Origin of the sequence: Microbacterium sp. NPDC056052 (assembly GCF_042266785.1) — a bacterium.
In the GTDB taxonomy this organism is placed as follows: domain Bacteria; phylum Actinomycetota; class Actinomycetes; order Actinomycetales; family Microbacteriaceae; genus Microbacterium.
Window position 1 is genome coordinate 288,182 of record NZ_JBHJWV010000002.1, and the last position, 18,672, is coordinate 306,853.

18 protein-coding genes are annotated in these 18,672 nt (G+C 71.6%); 13 read left to right on the forward strand and 5 right to left on the reverse strand.

What is annotated here, in order from left to right; all coding sequences use genetic code 11:
- The first annotated feature begins 34 nt into the window (after positions 1–34).
- The 13 genes from ACFC1J_RS05395 to ACFC1J_RS05455 all read left to right on the forward strand — a co-directional run bounded on the left by ACFC1J_RS05395 (position 35) and on the right by ACFC1J_RS05455 (position 16,082).
- Complete coding sequence (locus tag ACFC1J_RS05395; RefSeq protein WP_375903217.1) at positions 35–1,282, forward strand: FAD-binding protein; 1,248 nt, start codon at positions 35–37, stop codon at positions 1,280–1,282.
- A 146-nt stretch (positions 1,283–1,428) separates the two neighbouring features.
- Entirely contained in the window at positions 1,429–2,622 is a 1,194-nt protein-coding gene (locus tag ACFC1J_RS05400; RefSeq protein WP_375903219.1) for a LacI family DNA-binding transcriptional regulator, read from the forward strand.
- A gap of 160 nt (positions 2,623–2,782) precedes the next feature.
- A complete protein-coding gene (locus tag ACFC1J_RS05405) occupies positions 2,783–3,730 on the forward strand; it encodes a hypothetical protein (protein ID WP_375903220.1) in 948 nt (315 codons plus the stop codon).
- 308 nt (positions 3,731–4,038) lie between these two features.
- The gene (locus ACFC1J_RS05410; RefSeq protein ID WP_375903222.1) at positions 4,039–4,761 is read left to right on the forward strand and encodes an L-ribulose-5-phosphate 4-epimerase; all 723 of its coding nucleotides are present in this window, start codon (positions 4,039–4,041) and stop codon (positions 4,759–4,761) included.
- Positions 4,758–6,362, forward strand: a complete 1,605-nt coding sequence (locus ACFC1J_RS05415; RefSeq protein ID WP_375903224.1) for a xylulokinase — start codon at positions 4,758–4,760, stop codon at positions 6,360–6,362. Before ACFC1J_RS05410 ends, ACFC1J_RS05415 begins: the two co-directional genes overlap by 4 nt.
- 75 nt (positions 6,363–6,437) lie before the next feature.
- Complete coding sequence (araA, locus tag ACFC1J_RS05420) at positions 6,438–7,961, forward strand: L-arabinose isomerase (RefSeq protein ID WP_375903226.1); 1,524 nt, start codon at positions 6,438–6,440, stop codon at positions 7,959–7,961.
- 2 nt (positions 7,962–7,963) lie between these two features.
- Complete coding sequence (locus tag ACFC1J_RS05425) at positions 7,964–8,956, forward strand: aldose 1-epimerase family protein (protein WP_375903228.1); 993 nt, start codon at positions 7,964–7,966, stop codon at positions 8,954–8,956.
- A gap of 83 nt (positions 8,957–9,039) precedes the next feature.
- Positions 9,040–10,524 (forward strand): hypothetical protein, encoded by a 1,485-nt coding sequence (locus tag ACFC1J_RS05430; protein ID WP_375903230.1) that lies wholly within the window; start codon positions 9,040–9,042, stop codon positions 10,522–10,524.
- A 305-nt stretch (positions 10,525–10,829) separates the two neighbouring features.
- A complete protein-coding gene (locus ACFC1J_RS05435) occupies positions 10,830–12,332 on the forward strand; it encodes a CoA-acylating methylmalonate-semialdehyde dehydrogenase (RefSeq protein WP_375903232.1) in 1,503 nt (500 codons plus the stop codon).
- A 125-nt stretch (positions 12,333–12,457) separates the two neighbouring features.
- On the forward strand, positions 12,458–13,693 hold the full coding sequence (locus ACFC1J_RS05440) for an acyl-CoA dehydrogenase family protein (protein WP_375903233.1): 1,236 nt from the start codon (positions 12,458–12,460) through the stop codon (positions 13,691–13,693).
- A complete protein-coding gene (gene mmsB, locus ACFC1J_RS05445) occupies positions 13,690–14,574 on the forward strand; it encodes a 3-hydroxyisobutyrate dehydrogenase (RefSeq protein ID WP_375903235.1) in 885 nt (294 codons plus the stop codon). Before ACFC1J_RS05440 ends, mmsB begins: the two co-directional genes overlap by 4 nt.
- Positions 14,575–14,757: 183 nt before the next feature.
- Complete coding sequence (locus tag ACFC1J_RS05450; protein WP_375903237.1) at positions 14,758–15,540, forward strand: enoyl-CoA hydratase-related protein; 783 nt, start codon at positions 14,758–14,760, stop codon at positions 15,538–15,540.
- On the forward strand, positions 15,537–16,082 hold the full coding sequence (locus ACFC1J_RS05455; protein WP_375903239.1) for a putative immunity protein: 546 nt from the start codon (positions 15,537–15,539) through the stop codon (positions 16,080–16,082). The genes ACFC1J_RS05450 and ACFC1J_RS05455 overlap by 4 nt, the downstream gene beginning before the upstream one ends.
- Before the next feature lie 48 nt (positions 16,083–16,130).
- Here the strand turns inward: ACFC1J_RS05455 and ACFC1J_RS05460 are convergent, their stop codons facing one another.
- From ACFC1J_RS05460 to ACFC1J_RS05480, 5 genes are all read right to left on the reverse strand, one after another.
- Complete coding sequence (locus ACFC1J_RS05460) at positions 16,131–16,553, reverse strand: organic hydroperoxide resistance protein (protein ID WP_375903241.1); 423 nt, start codon at positions 16,551–16,553, stop codon at positions 16,131–16,133.
- Positions 16,550–17,044, reverse strand: coding sequence for a MarR family winged helix-turn-helix transcriptional regulator (locus tag ACFC1J_RS05465; protein ID WP_375903243.1), 495 nt, complete (start codon positions 17,042–17,044; stop codon positions 16,550–16,552). The genes ACFC1J_RS05460 and ACFC1J_RS05465 overlap by 4 nt, the downstream gene beginning before the upstream one ends.
- A 102-nt stretch (positions 17,045–17,146) precedes the next feature.
- Complete coding sequence (locus ACFC1J_RS05470; protein ID WP_375903245.1) at positions 17,147–17,587, reverse strand: YdeI/OmpD-associated family protein; 441 nt, start codon at positions 17,585–17,587, stop codon at positions 17,147–17,149.
- A gap of 47 nt (positions 17,588–17,634) precedes the next feature.
- A complete protein-coding gene (locus ACFC1J_RS05475; protein ID WP_375903247.1) occupies positions 17,635–18,108 on the reverse strand; it encodes an SRPBCC family protein in 474 nt (157 codons plus the stop codon).
- Positions 18,108–18,644, reverse strand: a complete 537-nt coding sequence (locus ACFC1J_RS05480) for a MarR family winged helix-turn-helix transcriptional regulator (RefSeq protein WP_375903249.1) — start codon at positions 18,642–18,644, stop codon at positions 18,108–18,110. Before ACFC1J_RS05480 ends, ACFC1J_RS05475 begins: the two co-directional genes overlap by 1 nt.
- Positions 18,645–18,672: the final 28 nt, after the last annotated feature.

The window sequence follows — 18,672 nt, forward strand, 5'->3', positions numbered from 1 at the left end:
TCGTGCGGGATCCTCGCGCCTCTATGATGTGGCGATGAGCATCGGGACGAACTGGGCCGGGAACGTGACGTACGGCGCGGCGGCGATCGCCAGCCCGCGCAGCCGCGACGAGCTGGAGAGCGCGCTCGCGGCACCGGGGCCGCTGCGCCCGCTCGGGTCGCGGCACAGCTTCAGCACCATCGCCGACACCGACGGCACCCTCGTCGATCTCTCCGCGATGCCCGTCGTGATCGAGCAGGTCTCTCCCGACGCGGTGCGCGTCTCGGGTGGCATCCGGTACGGCGAGCTCGGGGCGGAGCTGCAGCGGCGTGGTCTCGCCCTCGCGAACCTCGCGTCCCTGCCCCACATCTCCGTCGCGGGGGCGGTGTCGACCGGCACCCACGGATCCGGCGACGCCATCGGATCCCTCGCCACGGCCGTGCGCGCGGTCACACTCGTCGGGCCGGAGGGGGAGCGGGTCGTGCGACGCGGCGACCCGGACTTCCCCGGGGCGGTCGTCTCGCTCGGAGCTCTCGGCGTGATCGTCGAGCTCGAGCTCGACGTCGAGCCGTCGTATGACGTGGTGCAGACCGTGCACGAGGGGCCCGCGTGGGATGCGGTGCTCGCGGAGTTCGACCGGGTCACCGCGCTCGGCACGAGCGTCAGCATCTTCAGCCGCTGGACGGATCGCGACCGCGCGGATCAGCTCTGGGTGAAGACGCGTGCGGGCGGGCCCGCCCTCGACGACGAACTGCTGGCCCGGCTCGGCACCAGCCCGGCGACGGTACCGCGGCACCCGATCCTGGGCGCTCCGGCCGAGGCCTGCACGCCGCAGCTCGGGCGGCCCGGCCCGTGGCACGAGCGGCTGCCGCACTTCCGGCTGGCTTTCACGCCGTCGGCGGGCGAGGAGCTGCAGAGCGAGTACCTCGTGCCGCGTCGCGACGCGGTGCGCGCGATCGAGGCGGTCCGCGCGCTCGCCGATCGGATCGCCCCGCTGCTCCTCGTGAACGAGATCCGCACGGTCGCGGCCGACGAGCTGTGGCTGAGCCCGGCCTACGGCGAGCCCGTCGTCGGCCTGCACTTCACTTGGCGGCGGGATCAGCCCGCGGTCGAGGCGCTGCTGCCGGTGATCGAGGCGGCGCTGCCCGAGACCGCCCGCCCGCACTGGGGCAAGCTGTCGACGCTGGATCCGGCGGAGATCCGTCGTCGCTTTCCGCGGTGGGACGACTTCGTCGCGCTCGCCCATCGGATGGATCCGGCCGGCCGGTTCCGCAACGCGTTCCTGGAACGGCTCGGCCTGTAGCGGTCGGCTTGGGGGTTCAGGTCGCACTTTCGGTTGCTCGGGAGGCCCCGAAGGAGCAGGAACTGCGACCCCGACTGGAGGATTGCGACCTGAAGAGGACGGGCGGACGCGGGTGGGGTCCGCGTCCGGGCCGTACACTCGCAGGCGTGAGTGAGTCGAAGCCTCAGCGTGCCGTGGGAGTGCGCGATGTCGCCGCGCGGGCGGGGGTCTCGCGGCAGACCGTGTCGCGCGTGCTCAACGATCATCCGGATGTGGCGCCCGACACGCACGCCAGGGTCGTCGCCGCGATGGCCGAGCTCGGCTACCGCATGAACAACGCCGCGCGGGCGCTGGGCACGCACCGCACGAGGACGATCGGGGTGCTCGCCTCGGACGCGCTCCAGTACGGGCCCTCGCGGAGCATGGCGGCCATCGAGGCGTCGGCGCGAGAGGCCGGGTACTGGATCACGGCGGCCTTCGCCGACTCCGGCGATGAGGCCTCGGTCACCGCCGCGATCGAGCACCTGCGCGCGCAATCCGTGGACGGGCTGATCGTGTTCGCGCCCCACGCCCGCACGCTCGGGGTGCTCGACGCGCTGCGCATCGGGATCCCCGTCATCATCCTGCACGCCGCAGAGCGGTCGGACTTCTCCGTCGATCAGCGCGCCGGCGCGAGGGTGGCCGTGGCGACCCTCGCCGATGCGGGGCACGAGCGCATCGCGCACCTCGCTGGTCCGGCGGACTGGCTCGAGGCGGAGGCGCGTGCGGCCGGTTTCGCCGAGGAGCTCGCGGCCCGCGGTCTGCCCGCGGGTGCGGTGTTCGGCGGCGACTGGAGCCCGCGCTCGGGACACGAGGCCGCGCGGGCGGTGATCGCCTCGGGTGCGACGGCGGTGTTCGCGGCCAACGACCAGATGGCGCTCGGCCTGATCGGCGGGTTGCGCGCGGCCGGAGTGGCCGTGCCAGAGCGCATCAGCATCGTGGGCTTCGACGACGTGCCGGAGGCGGCGTATGCCTGGCCGCCGCTCACGACCGTGCGCCAGGACTTCGAGGAGCTCGCGCACCGCGCGGTCGCGCAGGTGATCGCGGAAAGCGGATCCGCCGTGGTCGCTCCGTCGGCTCGCGCGGGCTCGACCGGTCCGACCGCCGCCGCGGGCCCAGCCGGTCCGACAGCTGCTGCGGGTGCGGCGGGCGCCGCGGGCCCGGCCGGCGGAGCGGGTTCGGAGGGGGGAGCGGCCCCGGCGGCCGGAGTGGGTCCGGAGGGCGGGGTCGGTCCGGAGGGCGCAGTCGATCCGGAGGGCGGAGCGGCCCCGATCCCCCCGGTCCTGATCCTCCGCGACTCGGTGGTCCCGCCGCCGCTCTGACGCCCTGTCCCCGGCGCCGTCCGGATCCGTTGCTTCAGGTCGCACTTTCGGCTGCCTGAGGGGTGGATTGGGAGCCGAAACTGCGACCCGAGCCTCGGGGGCGCGAGGGGCCTGTGGATAACCGCCGCGGGGGTGGCGGGCCAGCTGACACGGTGGGGGAATGCCGCGCTCGCAACCGCTCCCCGAGGACCTCGGCGCCTCGTTCACGATCGGCGCGGCGCGGGATCTCGGGGTCGGCGCCGGTCGGCTCCGCGGTGGCGATCTGATCCGGCCGTACTCCGGTGTCAGAGCCCGGATCCCCCCGCGACTCGAGCGCGAGGAGGATCCGTACGCGGAGCAGCGCCGGCTGCGGATCGAGCAGGCGCTGCGATACGCGCCGCGGCTGCGCCCGCGCCAGTACTTCAGCCACGAGACCGCGGCCGCGCTCTGGGGCGGGCCCCTTCCGCTCGTCCCGCAGGGGAGGGGGATCGAGGTGCATGTGAGCACGCTCGGCGAGGGGCCGCTCGTGCGCGCCGCGGGGGTCGTGCGGCATCGCGGCGATCCGCGGCTCGTCCGGGTGCGCACCGATCTCGGCGTGCCGGTCGCCTCGCCGGTCTCGACCTGGGCGCAGCTGGGACGCCTGCCGTTCCCGGATCTCGTCGCGCTCGGAGACTTCCTCTGCCGCGTGTGGCGGCGGGGCGTCGGCCGCCCGCAACCGGGGCGTGCGCCGTTGGCGACCGTCGCACAGCTGCGCTCCGCGGTCGCCGCCGGACGCCGCCCCGGAGGCCCCTCGCTGCGAGAGGCGATCGAGTGGATCCGGGAGGATTCGTGGTCGCCCCGCGAGTCCGAGGTCCGCTGCCTGCTCGTCTCCGCGGGGCTGCCGGAGCCCGAGCTCAACGTGGACCTCTTCGACGGGGGCGCCTTCCTCGGCTGTGTCGACCTGGTCTACCGCGCGCAGAAGGTCGCGATCGAATACCTCGGGCGGGTGCACGCGGACAGCTGGGGGACGGACGTCGAGCGGCTGGCGCGGCTGCGCGCGGCGGGCTGGACCGTGATCGAGGTCACGGCCGAGCTGCTGGCCGATCCGCGAGAGCTCGTCCGCCGCGTCCACCGCGCCCTCGGGTTCTGACCCCGTCGGATCCTTCGGCTCACACTTCCGCCGTCCAGGTCGCAATTCCTCGGTTGGGGTCGCAGTTTCGGCTGCCTGATGGGTTGGTTGAGAGCCGAAAGTGCGACCCGAACTGAGGAAGCCGGCCCCGCCGGCAGCGCAGCCACCAGTCCGGCCACCAGCCCAGCCACCGGCCCGGCCACCAGCCCGGCCGCCGGGACCGGGCGAACCGGGGGAGGGTTGACGGCGGGGACGCCGGGGTGTCACAATCGCCGTGACCGGTCACAGTCGTCCAGGGGAACCTCGGGCGGAACTCGGAGAGGACCCGAATGCCCACCTTCGCCCCCGAGGTCGAGCAGGCGATCGCCGCCGTGCGCGCCGATGTCGCGCGGCTGCATGCCGAGCTCGTCCGCTACGGCCTCGTCGTCTGGACCGGCGGCAACGTGTCGGGCCGCGTCCGCCTCTCCGAGGACGGGGCCGGCGACCTCTTCGTCATCAAGCCCTCCGGTGTGGGCTACGACGACCTGGCCCCCGAGAACATGATCCTGTGCGACGTGGACGGCCGGGTCGTCCCGGGCTCGGAGGGCTCGGACCGGGGCCCGTCCAGCGACACCGCCGCGCACGCCTACGTCTACCGGCACATGCCCGACGTCGGCGGCGTCGTGCACACGCACTCCGACTACGCCGTGGCCTGGGCGGCGCGCGGCGAGGAGATCCCCTGCGTGATCACCGCGATGGCCGATGAGTTCGGCGGCCCGATCCCGGTCGGCCCGTTCGCCATCATCGGCGACGACTCGATCGGCCGCGGCATCGTCGAGACGCTGCGGGGGCACCGCAGCCGCGCGGTGCTGATGCAGAACCACGGCCCGTTCACGATCGGAGTGGACCCGAAGGATGCAGTCAAGGCCGCCGTCATGGTCGAGGACGCCGCGCGCACCGTGCACCTCGCTCGCGAGGCGGGTCCGCTCATCCCGATCCCGCAGGAGGCGATCGACCGCCTCTACGCGCGGTATCAGAACGTGTACGGCCAGAACACGGACACCCGCCGATGACCCCGGGACGACGTGCAGGGGGCGCGCGCGACGACATCCTCGCGGGGCGCACGAGCCTCGGCATCGAGCTGGGATCCACGCGCATCAAGGCGTGCCTGATCGGATCCGATCCGTCGCAGGTGCTCGCGACCGGATCCTCCGCGTGGGAGAACCGGCTCGAACAGGGCCTGTGGACCTACGGACTGGATGACGTCTGGGCGGGGGTTCAGGAGGCCTACGCGGGTCTCGTCGCCGACGCGCACGACCGCCACGGCGTGCGGCCGACGTCCTTCGGGGCCATCGGGATCTCCGCCATGATGCACGGCTACCTCGCGTTCGACGCCGCGGGCGGCCTGCTCGTGCCGTTCCGCACCTGGCGCAACACCAGCACCTCGGCTGCCGCAGCCGAGCTCACCGACCTGCTCGGCGTGAACATCCCGTTGCGCTGGTCGATCGCGCATCTGCACCAGGCCGTGCTCGACGAGGAAGCCCATGTGCCGCGGATCGCGAGCGTGAACACCCTCGCCGGGTACGTGCACTCCCGGCTCACCGGCCGACGCGTGCTCGGCGTCGGCGACGCCTCCGGCATGTTCCCGATCGACTCCGCGACGCGCGAGTACGACGAGGACATGCTCGCGGCCTACGACGCTCGCGCGGCGGGGCGACTGCACTCGCCCCTGCGCGCCCTGCTCCCGGAGGTGCTCCCGGCGGGGGCCGACGCCGGAGCGCTCACGTCCGCGGGAGCGCTGCTGCTGGATCCGACCGGATCCCTCATCCCTGGAATCCCGTTCTGCCCGCCCGAGGGCGACGCCGGCACCGGCATGGTCGCGACGAACTCGGTCGCCCCTCGCTCCGGCAACGTCAGCGCGGGCACGAGCATCTTCGCGATGGTCGTGCTCGAGCGGCCGCTCGCCGGCGCGCACCACGAGCTCGATCTCGTGACGACCCCGGCCGGCGACGCCGTCGCCATGGTGCACTGCAACAACGGAGCGAGCGAGCTCGCCGCCTGGGCGGGGCTGTTCGCCCGCTTCGCCGCGGCGGCGGGCGCACCGATCGGCGACGACACGGCCTTCGAGGCGCTGTTCCGCGAGGCGCTCACGGGCGAGGCCGACGCCGGCGGGCTCCTGGCCTACAACCACCTCGCGGGAGAGCCCATCGCGGGCCTCACCGAGGGCCGCCCGCTGTTCGTGCGCACGCCGGACAGCGCCTTCACCCTGGCGAACTTCATGCGCGCGCAGCTCTACGGGGTGTTCGGCACGCTCGCGCTCGGCATGCAGACCCTCGCCGCCGAGGGCGTGCAGCTCGACCGGATGTTCGCGCACGGGGGGATGTTCCGCACGGCCGGGGTCGCCCAGCGTTTCCTCGCCGGCGCGCTCGGTGCGCCGGTCGCGGTCGGCGAGGCGGCTTCCGAAGGCGGCGCGTGGGGCATCGCGGTGCTCGCCTCCTATCTCGCGCACGGGGACGGGCTGAGTCTCGGCGAGTACCTCGACCAGCGCGTCTTCGCTGCGGCGGTGCAGGAGGTCGTGGATCCGGATCCCGCCGACGTCGCCGGCTTCTCCGCCTATCTCGACCGCTACCGCGCCGGTCTCGCCATCGAAGCCGCCGCGGTCTCCTCCCTCTGAACGCACGACTCCCCCTGAACGCACGACCGACCGCGCGGCTCCTGCCGGGCCGCGGATCCGAACGGAAGAACCCCGATGACCCGCACCCCGCTCACCACCTCACTCGACGGCTACGAGGTCTGGTTCCTCACCGGAAGCCAGCACCTCTACGGGCCGGAGACGCTCGCGCAGGTCGCCGAGCAGTCGCAGCGGATCGCCCGGATCCTGGAGGAGTCGGACGACGTGCCGGTGCGGATCGTCTGGAAGCCCGTGCTCACCGACTCGGCCGCGATCAAGCGCATCGCGCTCGAGGCCAACGCCGATGAGCGCGTGATCGGACTGGTCGCCTGGATGCACACCTTCAGCCCCGCGAAGATGTGGATCGCGGGCCTCGACGCGCTGCAGAAGCCGCTCGCGCACCTGCACACCCAGGCCGACGTCGAGCTGCCGTGGGCCGACATCGACTTCGACTTCATGAACCTGAACCAGGCCGCGCACGGTGACCGCGAGTTCGGGTACATCCAGACCCGGCTCGGCGTGCCGCGCAAGACGATCGTCGGGCACGCGTCCGACTCGCGCGTGCAGAGGGAGCTCGGCACCTGGCAGCGCGCGGCGGCGGGGCTCGCGGCGTCGCGCGATCTCAGGCTCGCGCGCTTCGGGGACAACATGCGCTTCGTCGCGGTGACCGAGGGGGACAAGACCGAGGCCGAGCTGCGCTTCGGCGTGCAGGTGAACACCTGGGGCGTGAACGAGCTCGCCGACGCCGTCGCGGCGGCCGCCGAGGCCGACATCGACGCGCTCGTCCTCGAGTACGAGGAGCTGTACGAGGTCGTCCCCGAGCTGAGGCGGGGAGGGGAGCGTCACCAGTCGCTGCGCGACGGCGCGGCGATCGAGCTGGGCCTGCGCTCGTTCCTGGAGGAGGGCGGCTTCAGCGCCTTCACCACCTCGTTCGAGGATCTGGGGGCGCTGAAGCAGCTGCCCGGCCTCGCGGTGCAGCGTCTCATGGCCGAGGGCTACGGCTTCGGTGCGGAGGGCGACTGGAAGACGGCCGTGCTCGTGCGCATCGCGAACGTCATGGGCGCGGGACTGCCCGGCGGCGCGAGCCTCATGGAGGACTACACCTACGACATGACCCCGGGCGACGAGCTCATCCTCGGCGCGCACATGCTCGAGGTCTCGCCGACGCTCACGACGCAGCGGCCGACGCTCGAGATCCACCCCCTCGGCATCGGCGGCAAGGACGACCCGGTGCGCCTGGTCTTCACCGCGGATCCCGGATCCGCCGTCGTCGTGGCGCTCAGCGACATGCGCGATCGGTTCCGCCTCACCGCGAACGTCGTGGAGAACATCGCGCCCCGCGCGGCACTGCCGAAGCTGCCGGTCGGCCGCGCCGTCTGGAAGCCTCGGCCCGACTTCACCACCTCGGCGGCCGCGTGGCTGACCGCGGGCGCGGCGCACCACACGGTGATGTCGACCGCGGTCGGGATCGAGGCGTTCCGCGACTTCGCGGAGATGGCCGAGGTGGAGCTCCTCGTGATCGACGAGGGCACGACCCTGCCCGAGTTCCAGAAGCAGGTGCGCTGGAACCAGGCGTACTACCGGCTCGCGCAGGGACTGTGACGGTGGCGGATCCGGACCGACCCCGCTCCGGCCGGCAGCTGCGCATCGCGGCGCACGGCTACGAGGCGGACATCGCCTCGGTCGGTGCGACCCTGCGCACGCTGCGGTTCGAGGGGCGGGACCTCGTGGTGCCGTTCGCGGCGGACGAGGTGCGTCCGAACTATCGCGGCGCGACGCTCGCGCCGTGGCCGAACCGCATCGTCGACGGGCGCTACACGTTCGGCGGGGTCGAGCACCGGCTGCCGCTCACCGAGCCCGAGCGCGGCCACGCACTCCACGGCCTCGTCGCCTGGAGCGAGTTCGCCGACCGGGTCGTGGAGCCGGATCGCGTCGTGCTCTCGGCCGTGATCGAACCGCAGGCGGGCTATCCGTTCCGCGTCCAGGTCGAGGTGGAGTACCGCCTGGATGCCGAAGGACTCACGCAGACCGTGACCGGCCGCAACCTCGGCGCCGAGGCGGCGCCGTGGGGGACCGGTCCGCATCCCTATCTGGTCGCAGGACCCGACCCGGTCGCCGAGCACGGTGACGCCCCGCGCGCCCCGGACCTCGCCGCCCCGCCCGTCGACGGGTGGACTCTGCTGTTGCCCGCGTCGGCGGTGCTCACGGTGACCGCGGACCGGCTCAGCCCGGTCGCGCTGGAGCCCGTCGACTCCCATCCGGAATGGGACTTCCGTGCACCGCGGCGGATCGGATCCGTGTTCATCGACCACGCGTTCACGGCGCTGTCGCGGACCGGGGGCGCCACGACGGTGGAACTGCGGGGCCCCGATGGGCGCGGTGTCGCGATGGTGTGGGACGAGGCGTGTCCCTGGGTGCAGGTCCACACCGCCGACACTCCGGAGGTTCCCGCCACGCATCGGCGAGGGCTCGCGGTCGAGCCCATGACGTGCGCACCCGACGCCGTCAACTCCGGGACCGGCCTCGTCGAGCTGGCCCCCGGTGCCGAGCATGCCGCGAGCTGGCGCATCCACGCCCTGCCGCCGATCGCGCCGTGATCCCGACCGGTGGAGCGGCGTCCCGGGGGCGACGGGGAGATCTGCCCATCGAACGGACCCGCGCCGCTCGGTAGTCTGGCTCCATGTCTACCGAGGGGGAACCGCCGCAGGGCGGACATGAGCTCGATTTCGGAACCGGATCGCAGGATCCGACCCCGCCACCTCCGGCGGCGGCACCGACGGAGGGTGAGGCGGTGAACCCCGCGTCCGGTCCTCCGGTCGCTCCGGAACAGTCGCATCCCGCGCCGGAACAGGCCTTCCCGCCGCCGGGTCAGACCTCGCCGGCGCAGCCGGATCAGCCGCAGGGTGCGCAGTCGAGCCAGCCCTCTGCGGCACAGCCCGGACAGTCGTATCCCGGCCAGCCCGCGCAGCCCTATGCCGCACAGCCCTACCCCGGCCAGCAGTACCCGGGTCAGCCTGGTCAGCCCTATGGAGCGCAGCCCGGCCCGCAGTATCCGGGCCAGCCGGGACAGCCGTACGGAGCCCAGCCGGGCCAGCCCTACGGAGCCCAGCCGGGCCAGCCCTACACGGGCCAGCCCTACGGCGTGCAGCCCGGTCAGCCCTACCCCGGTCAGGCCGGTGGCGCGCAGCCGCCGAAGAAGTCGTCGAAGGGCTTGCTCTGGGGCCTGATCGGTGGCGGTGTCGCCGTGCTTATCATCGCGATCCTGGTCGTCGCCCTGCTCGTGGTGCCGGCTCTCACCCGCTCCTCGGTGACGGCGGCAGACGCGGTGAAGACCTACCTGACGGCCGTCTCCAAGAGTGACGCGAAGGCCGCGCTCGGCTATCTCGAGAGCGTCCCCGACAAGACGCTGCTCACGGACTCGGTGCTGAAGGCCTCCGACAAGCTCGGTGGCGTCAGTCACATCTCGGTGAAGAAGGGCGGCGAGAGCAAGTACTCCGCCACGGTCCCGGCGACGTTCGAGGTGGGCGGGCGCACCGTGTCGACGACGTACGAGGTGTACAAGGACAAGGACACCTGGAAGATCGCGAACGGTGTGACGCCGATCTCGCTGGACAGCCTGCGCGGCTTGGATGCGACATTCAACGGCGTTCCCGCGGACGAGATCAGCAACGCGTACGTCTTCCCCGGCACCTACGAGATCGCACTGGACTCGAAGTACTTCTCGATCGATGGCGACTCGACCTTCGCCATCGCATCGTCCGACGACGCCTCGGCGTTGTACGACGTGCGCACGAAGCTCAACGACGCCGGTGTCACCGAGTTCCGCTCGCTCGTGCGCACCGCCGTCGAGGCGTGCGTGGCCATGAAGACGCTGGCGACGCCGTGCGGCATGGACATCACCGCGATCGACCTCTCCGGGGCGAGTCCGGTGGAGGGTTCGGTCACCCGCACGCTCACGGCCGACGGCAGTGCAAAGCTCGACGCCCTGCAGCCGGAGAGCAGTGGATCCACGCCGACGGTCGTCTCTGCATACGACTACATCAGCGTCGACATGAGTCTGCAGGGCAGTGACGGTCAGACCTACACCGTCACGTTCGGCGGGACCCTCGACACCCCGACCGTCGACTTCGGTAAGAGCGATCCCCAGGTTACCTGGCAGCAATGAGCGACTGACGCCGCCCGCGCACGAGAGGACCCCCGCCGACCCGATTCGGCGGGGGTCCTGCGGTTCGTGACCGCGTAGGCGCCCGTGCGAGAAAGCCGGGCGCATCCCGTTGCGCGGGGAAAGACGAGCACCCGATCCGGTCAGCGTCCGCAGCCCGCGCAGGGTCTTTTGTACGTGCCGAAGGTGACCGGAAGGTGAACGGCCCGACAGGTGCCGGTGAATTACATGGAACCCCTCCTAACTAGATGGGCGACCATGTATTCTTGAGGGTGGCGCCGACGACGACGCAGAACCAGGAGCACACGATGGTCCGCGACATCACCCACTTCATCGGGGGATCCCCGACCTCCGGCACCTCGGGACGCTGGGGGGAGGTGTTCGAGCCCTCGACCGGCGCCGTCCAGGCGCGAGTGCCGCTCGCGAGCGGGGACGAGGTGCGCGCCGCGATCGCGAATGCCGAGGCCGCCCAGCCCGAGTGGGCGGCGACCAACCCGCAGAAGCGGGCTCGGGTGCTCATGCGCTTCCTCGAGCTGATCCGCGACGAGATGGACGACCTCGCCGCGCTGCTCTCGCGCGAGCACGGCAAGACCCTGGACGACGCCAAGGGCGACATCCAGCGCGGCGTCGAGGTGATCGAGTTCTGCGTCGGGGCCCCGCACCTGCTCAAGGGGGAGTACTCCACGGGCGTCGGCACCGGCATCGACGTGTATTCGCTGCGCCAGCCGCTCGGCGTGGTGGCCGGGATCACCCCGTTCAACTTCCCGGCGATGATCCCGCTGTGGCAGATGGGTCCGGCCATCGCCGCCGGCAACGCCTTCATCCTCAAGCCCAGCGAGCGCGACCCCTCGGTGCCCGTGCGGATCGCCGAGCTGTTCTTGGAGGCGGGTCTGCCCGCGGGGATCCTCAACGTCGTGCACGGCGACAAGGAGGCCGTCGATGTGCTGCTCACCGATGAGCGGGTGCGCGCGATCGGCTTCGTCGGCTCCACTCCGATCGCCGAGTACATCTACACGACCGCGAACGCGCACGGCAAGCGCGCGCAGTGCTTCGGCGGGGCGAAGAACCACCTGGTCGTGATGCCCGACGCCGATCTGGACCAGGCCGCGGACGCGCTCATCGGCGCCGGCTACGGCTCGGCGGGGGAGCGGTGCATGGCGATCTCGGTCGCCGTGCCGGTCGGCGAGGAGACCGCCGACGCGCTCGCCGCGAAGCTCGCCGAGCGCGTGGCAGCGCTCAGGGTCGGGCCCTCGCTCGAGCTGGGAATGGACTACGGACCGCTCGTGAACCGCGCCGCGGTCGAGCGCGTGACCGACTACATCCAGCAGGGGGTCGATGCGGGCGCCGAGCTGCTCGCCGACGGGCGCGGCTTCTCCGTCGCCGGTCACGAGGAGGGCTTCTACCTCGGCCCCACCCTGTTCGACCGGGTTACGACCGACATGTCGATCTACCGCGAGGAGATCTTCGGCCCGGTGCTCGTGATCGCCCGCGCGGCGGATTACGAGGAGGCGCTGCGCATGGCGTCCGAGCACGAGTTCGGCAACGGCGTGGGCATCTTCACGCGGGACGGCGATGCGGCCCGGGACTTCGTGGCGCGCGTGAACGTCGGCATGGTCGGCGTGAACGTGCCGATCCCCGTGCCGATCGCCTACTTCACGTTCGGCGGCTGGAAGCGCAGCGGGTTCGGCGACCTCAACCAGCACGGCGCCGACGCCTTCCGCTTCTACACGAAGACCAAGACCGTGACCTCGCGGTGGCCGGCAGCGGGCGTCCGAGAGGGCGCCAGCTTCGTCATCCCCACGATGCACTGACCCTTTCCTGGCCGTTGAGAGAGGAAGCGAAGCGACCGAGGCGAAACGCGGTTCGCCCGCGAGGTCGCCGCGTTTCGTCTCGCTTCACTCGCTCAACGACCGGTCTGACCTACGAGGAGCACACCATGACAACCGTCGCCACCCCGACCACGATGACCAGCGAAGAGCGCGCCGCCATCCTCGGCGCCGTGCGAGAGTTCGCCGAGACCGAGCTCGCCCCGTTCGCCGCCGAGCGCGATGAGAAGCACCTGTTCCCGCGCGACACCCTGATGCGCGCCGGTGAGCTGGGCCTCGGCGGGATCTATGTGCGCGAGGAGTCCGGGGGAACCGGACTCGAGCGCGTCGACACCGTCGCGATCTTCGAGGAGCTCGCCAAGGGCGACCCCACCATCGCCGCCTACATCTCGATCCACAACATGGTCGTGTGGATGATCGACGGCTACGGCACCGACGCGCAGCTCGCGCGCTGGATGCCCGAGCTCATCGCGATGGAGGGCCTCGGCAGCTACTGCCTCACGGAGCCGGGGGCGGGATCCGACGCGGCTGCGCTCGCGACGAGCGCGATCCGCGACGGCGACGAGTATGTGCTGACGGGCGTGAAGCAGTTCATCTCCGGCGCCGGCGAGGCCGCGGTCTACATCGTGATGGCCCGCACCGGGGCTCCGGGCGCGCGCGGCATCACCGCCTTCCTCGTCCCCGGCGATGCGGAGGGCCTCAGCTTCGGCGCGCCCGAGAAGAAGATGGGCTGGCACGCGCAGCCCACCCGCCAGGTGATCCTGGACGGCGTGCGGGTTCCCGCGACGAACATGCTGGGATCCGAGGGGCAGGGCTTCGCGATCGCGATGAGCGCCCTGAACGGCGGCCGCCTCAACATCGCGGCCTGCTCGATCGGCGGCGCGCAGTGGGCGCTGGACCGCGCCGTGCAGTACGTGCACGAGCGGGAGGCGTTCGGCGAGCCGCTCGCCGAGAAGCAGTCGATCCTGTTCGCCGTCGCCGACATGCGCACGGATCTGCAGGCCGCACGGCTCATGGTGCGCGACGGCGCGCAGGCCGTCGATGAGAAGGCGCCCGATGCGACGATGCGCTGCGCGATGGCCAAGCGCTTCGCGACGGATGCGGGATTCGACGTCGCCAACAAGGCCCTTCAGCTGCACGGCGGGTACGGGTACCTTCAGGACTACGGGATCGAGAGAGTCGTCCGTGATCTGCGGGTGCATCAGATCCTGGAAGGGACGAACGAGATCATGAGACTCATCGTCGGGCGCGAGATGCTGCGCCCCTCCGGATCCGCATCGCTCCAGCGCAACGGCGGGAACGTCCCGCGCAGCGGCGATGACCAGCACCCCGGGAGCGCGTCATGACGCGGATCGCGTTCCTCGGACTCGGCCACATGGGCCTTCCGATGGCGAAGAATCTGCTCGCCGCGGGGCACGAGGTGGTCGGCTTCGACGTGGTGCCGGCCGCGGTCGACGCTGCCTCGGCCGCGGGGCTGCCCGTCGCGCAGTTCGGGGTGGACGCGGTGTCGGGGGCGGAGGTCGTCATCACGATGTTCCCCGCGGGCAAGCACGTGATCGCCGCGTACCAGGACGGGCTGCTGGCGGCGGCCGACCCCGGAACCCTGTTCATCGAGACCTCCACGATCGCCGTCGACGAGGCGCGCGCCGCGCACGACCTGGCGGTCGATGCGGGTCATCGCAACATCGACGCGCCGGTCTCTGGTGGCGTGGTGGGGGCCGAGAACGGCACGCTCGCCTTCATGGTGGGCGGCTCCGACGAGGACTTCGCCGCCGCGCTCCCGCTGCTCGAGACGATGGGCAAGCGCATCGTGCACTGCGGCGGTCCTGGGCTCGGTCAGGCCGCGAAGGTCTGCAACAACATGATCCTCGGCATCTCGCAGATCGCCGTGGCAGAGGCGTTTGTGCTCGGCGAGCGGCTGGGTCTGGAGCATCAAGCGCTGTTCGACGTCGTGTCGCAGGCGTCCGGCCAGTGCTGGTCGATCACGACGAACTGCCCTGTGCCGGGCCCCGTGCCGACGAGTCCCGCCAACCGCGACTACCAGCCGGGGTTCGCGGGGGCGCTCATGGCGAAGGATCTGGGACTCGCCCTGCAGGCGATCGAGGGCACCGGCACCGACGCGCAGATGGGCCGGCTCGCCCAGCAGATCTACGCGACGTTCGCGGCCGGCCCCGGCGCCGCCCGCGACTTCTCCGGGATCATCACCGACATCCGCGACGCGTCCTGACCGGACCCCTGACCCGGATTCCTGACCGCGAGACTCCAACTGGGCGACGAGACTGCGCCGCGCGCGTGCAGTCTCGTCGCCCAGTTGGAGTCTCGCGGTTCCCCCTGAGGCGATGCGGACACCGTCTGTTCACCGACATCGGAGATACTGGAAGTGCCACGAAGGTGCGGCGAAAGGATGACCATGGCCACGAGCGAGTACGAGACGATTCTCACGGAGCAGCGCGGACGAGTCGGCTGGATCACCCTGAACAGGCCCCAGGCGCTCAACGCCCTGAACTCGCAGGTCGCCGAGGAGGTCACCGCCGCCGCCACCGCGTTCGACGCGGATCCGGGGGTCGGGGCGATCGTCGTCACCGGTTCGGAGAAGGCCTTCGCGGCAGGCGCCGACATCAAGGAGATGGAGGGGATGTCCGCCGCGGAGATCACCGCGACCGACCACTTCGGCGTGTGGCGTGACTTCGCCGCCGTGCGCACCCCGGTCATCGCCGCCGTGTCGGGCTTCGCCCTGGGCGGCGGATGCGAACTCGCGATGATGTGCGACATCATCCTCGCCGCGGACAATGCGAAGTTCGGCCAGCCCGAGGTGAACCTCGGCGTCATCCCCGGCATGGGCGGTACGCAGCGGCTCATCCGCGCGGTCGGGTACTACAAGGCCGCCGAACTCGTGCTGTCGGGCCGGATCATCGGCGCCGAGGAGGCCGAGCGTGCGGGCCTGGTGTCCCGCATCGTGCCGACCGCCGACCTGCTCGCCGAGACGTCGACGCTCGCCGAGACGATCGCGTCGAAGTCGCTGCCGTCGATCATCGCCGCGAAGGCGACGCTCGACGCGGCCATGGAGACCACGCTCGCGGTCGGGCTCGATATCGAGCGCGAGGCCTTCGCGTCCCTGTTCGACACGGCGGACCAGAAGGAGGGCATGGCCGCCTTCCGCGAGAAGCGTCCGCCGCAGTTCGTGAACCGGTGATCGCCGTGGCCGACATCCGCTCCCTCGGATCCTTCGCTGATCCGTCCCGCCGGATCTCCTCAGGACGCGAGGATCCGGCGTCGAACGTCGTGCCGCTCTTCGCCGACGGCGCGCTGCCGGACATCGAGGATCTGCGCCTCTCGGAGGACGACCGGCGCGAGCTGGTCGGCTGGACCATCGCCTGCGCGGAGCGGCTCCTGCCGCTGTTCAAAGCCGAGCGCCCCGACGACGACCGCCCGCACCAGGCGCTCGCGGCCGCGGAGGCGTTCCTGCGCGGCGAGCTCGACATCGACGCGGTGCGGGAGAAGGCGTTCGCCTGCCACGAGGCCGCCCGCCAGGCGCAGGATCCGAGCGCCGTCGCCGCCGCCCGCGTGTGCGGGCAGGCGGTGGCCGTCGCACACCTCGCCGGGCACAGCAGGCAGGTGCCGCGGCACACGGCGCGGGCTTTCCCCGGTGACCGCTCCCGCCGGGACGAGGAACTCGCCTGGCAGCGCATGAACATCCCCGACCGCTTCGACGCCTACGTGTACGACGGCGACTGAGCCCGCTGGCCGCACCGGCGGGCGACGGTCGTGATCCGCGTCGCCGTGTCAGTCCTCCGAGACGACGACCGTCACCTCGATGTTCCCGCGAGTCGCGTTGGAGTACGGGCAGACCTGGTGTGCGGCGTCTGCGAGAGCCTGCGCCTGGGACCGCTCAAGGCCGGGGAGGACGACGTCGAGGCGCACCGCGAGCTGGTAGCCGCCCTGGCCGTTCGGGCCGATCTGCACGCGGCCGGCGACCGAGGAGTCGGAGATCGACACCTTCTGCGCACGGGCCACGGACTGGAGCGCGGAGTGGAAGCACGCGCTGTATCCGGCGGCGAAGAGCTGCTCGGGGTTCGCGCCATCGCCCGAGCCGCCCATCTCGCGGGGGATCGCGAGATCAAGATCGACGCGACGGTCGGTCGTGACGACCCGTCCGTTGCGGCCGGCTCCCGTCGCAATGGCTTCTGCGGTGTAGAGGACGTTCATGAGCGATCTCCTTCGGATCGAGGTGCGGATGGTCGAACGGGTGAGGGCTGCGGGGCGCCGGCGGCGGCGACCGCGTGCATGGAGGACGAGATCGTGTGCAGTCTGCGGATGAGGTCCTCCGCGCTCGTGCGGTCGGGGAGGGCGAATCCCTCGGCGATCTGACGAGGGATCTCGCGGAGCTCCTCGCGCAGTCGGCGGCCGTGAGGGGTCAACCCGATCGAGACGACGCGCTCGTCGGAGGAGCGCCGTTCGCGCACGATCAGATCACTGCTCTCCATGCGGCGGAGAAGGGGGGACAGCGTGCCGGAGTCGAGCTGCAGGCGGTCGCCGAGCGACGAGACCGTCTGCTCGCCGTCCAGCCACAGCGTCACGAGCACCAGGTATTGCGGGTAGGTGATACCCCAGGGCTCGAGCAGTGCGCGATAGGCCTGGGTCGTGGCGCGCGTCGCGGCGTAGAGCGCGAAGCACACCATCTCGTCGGTTGCAGCCATGCGAAAAGCATTGCACACAAATATGTTGTGTACAACTTAATGAGAGGAGCCACGCGCAACGGACCCGGATCCTGCCTCGAGCGGGTTCGGTGCGAGCCTCGGTCAGCCGCGCAGCTCGTCCAGGGCCTTGGCGATGCGGCGCTCGCGCGTCGCGTCCTGCTTGGCGTCGGCGACGGAGACGGCGAGCTCCTTGCGGCGCGTGAAGCTCAGCGCCTCGTAGGCGGCGGTGAGCCCGGCGTCGGCGAGAGCGGCGGACAGCGCCTCGGGTACCTCGACGGTCCGTTCGGCCGTGTCGGCGGCGATCACCGCGTCGAACTCGTCGCCGAGCTCGACGCCCATCGCGGCGCGGTTCGCCTTGCTGAAGCCGATGCAGTTCTTCCCGCCCATGCGCCCGAGGCGCAGGCGCGCGGTGCGGCCGCCGATCGTCACCGTGACGGGGAAGGCCTTCGCGGTGCTGATCTCGGCGACCTGCGCATCGGTGAGCACGATGGCGCCGGCCGGACCGAACGGCTCGAGGACGGTGCGGATCCGCAGTTCACTCATGGGCGCCAGCCTACGGTGGCGCCGCCCGTGCGGCGAGGAGGACGCGATCAGAGCGCGATGGCCTGTGCAGCGAGCATGTCGTTGCGCTGCTCGATCAGCCGGACGAGATGCCGGCGCATCACGAGCGCGTCGACGATCCGCCCGATCGGTCCGAACGGGGAGCGGAACACGATCTCGTCGCGCATGAGGGTGCCGTGTTCGCCCGGCGCCGAATCGGCCGGGACGGACGAGAACGTGTGCCGGTGCCGGAACTCCGCGAAGGGGCCGCGGATCTGCCGGTCGGAGAAGGCGTGGGGTGCGTCCACGTCGAACACGAGCGAGGTCATCCGGAAGCGGATCCCGAAGTGCCTCGCATCCCAGGTCACCGTGTCGCCCTCCGCCATCCGGCCCGCGCGCACGCCGTCGGCGATCCGCTCGTCGTGCGCCGCCATCGAGTCGACGTGCACGCCGACGTCGAGGGAGAGGGCGAACACGCGCTCGACGGGAGCGGCGATCGTCCGTTCCAGGACGAACGAACCCATCAGAGCGGGTCCGGCTGCGGACGCGGGTCCGCGAAGTCCCCGGCCGCCTTGCGCATGCGCGCCACGATCGCGACGAGGTCCGCCGAGTCCTCCGAGGAGATGCCGGGAGCGGCGAACACCTCATCGTTGAGCGCCGTGGTGGCGCGTTCGACGAGTTCGCGGCCGACCTCGGTGAGCTCGAGCAGCGCCGCGCGGCCATCGTGGGGATCACGATGCCGGGCGATGAGGCCGTCGCGGACCAGCCGGTCCGCGGTGCTGGAGACGCTCGTCGCGTGCACCTGCAGACGCGCGACCACGCTCGACAACGGCAGCGTTCCTGTGCGGCTGAACGCGAGCAGGCGCAGAACTTCGTAGCGCGCGAAAGACAGCGCGAACGGGCGCAGGGCGGCGTCCACCCGCGCGAGCAGCAGCTGCTGGGCCCGCATGACCGAGGTGACCAGAGACATGCCGTCGGCGGCGTGGCCCCAGCCGTGCGCGAGCCACTGCCGCTTCGCCTCGGCGAGAGGATCGACGGGCAGGGGGTGCGGACGGGCCATTCCCCTACGTTACCGGGGCGGGAATCGG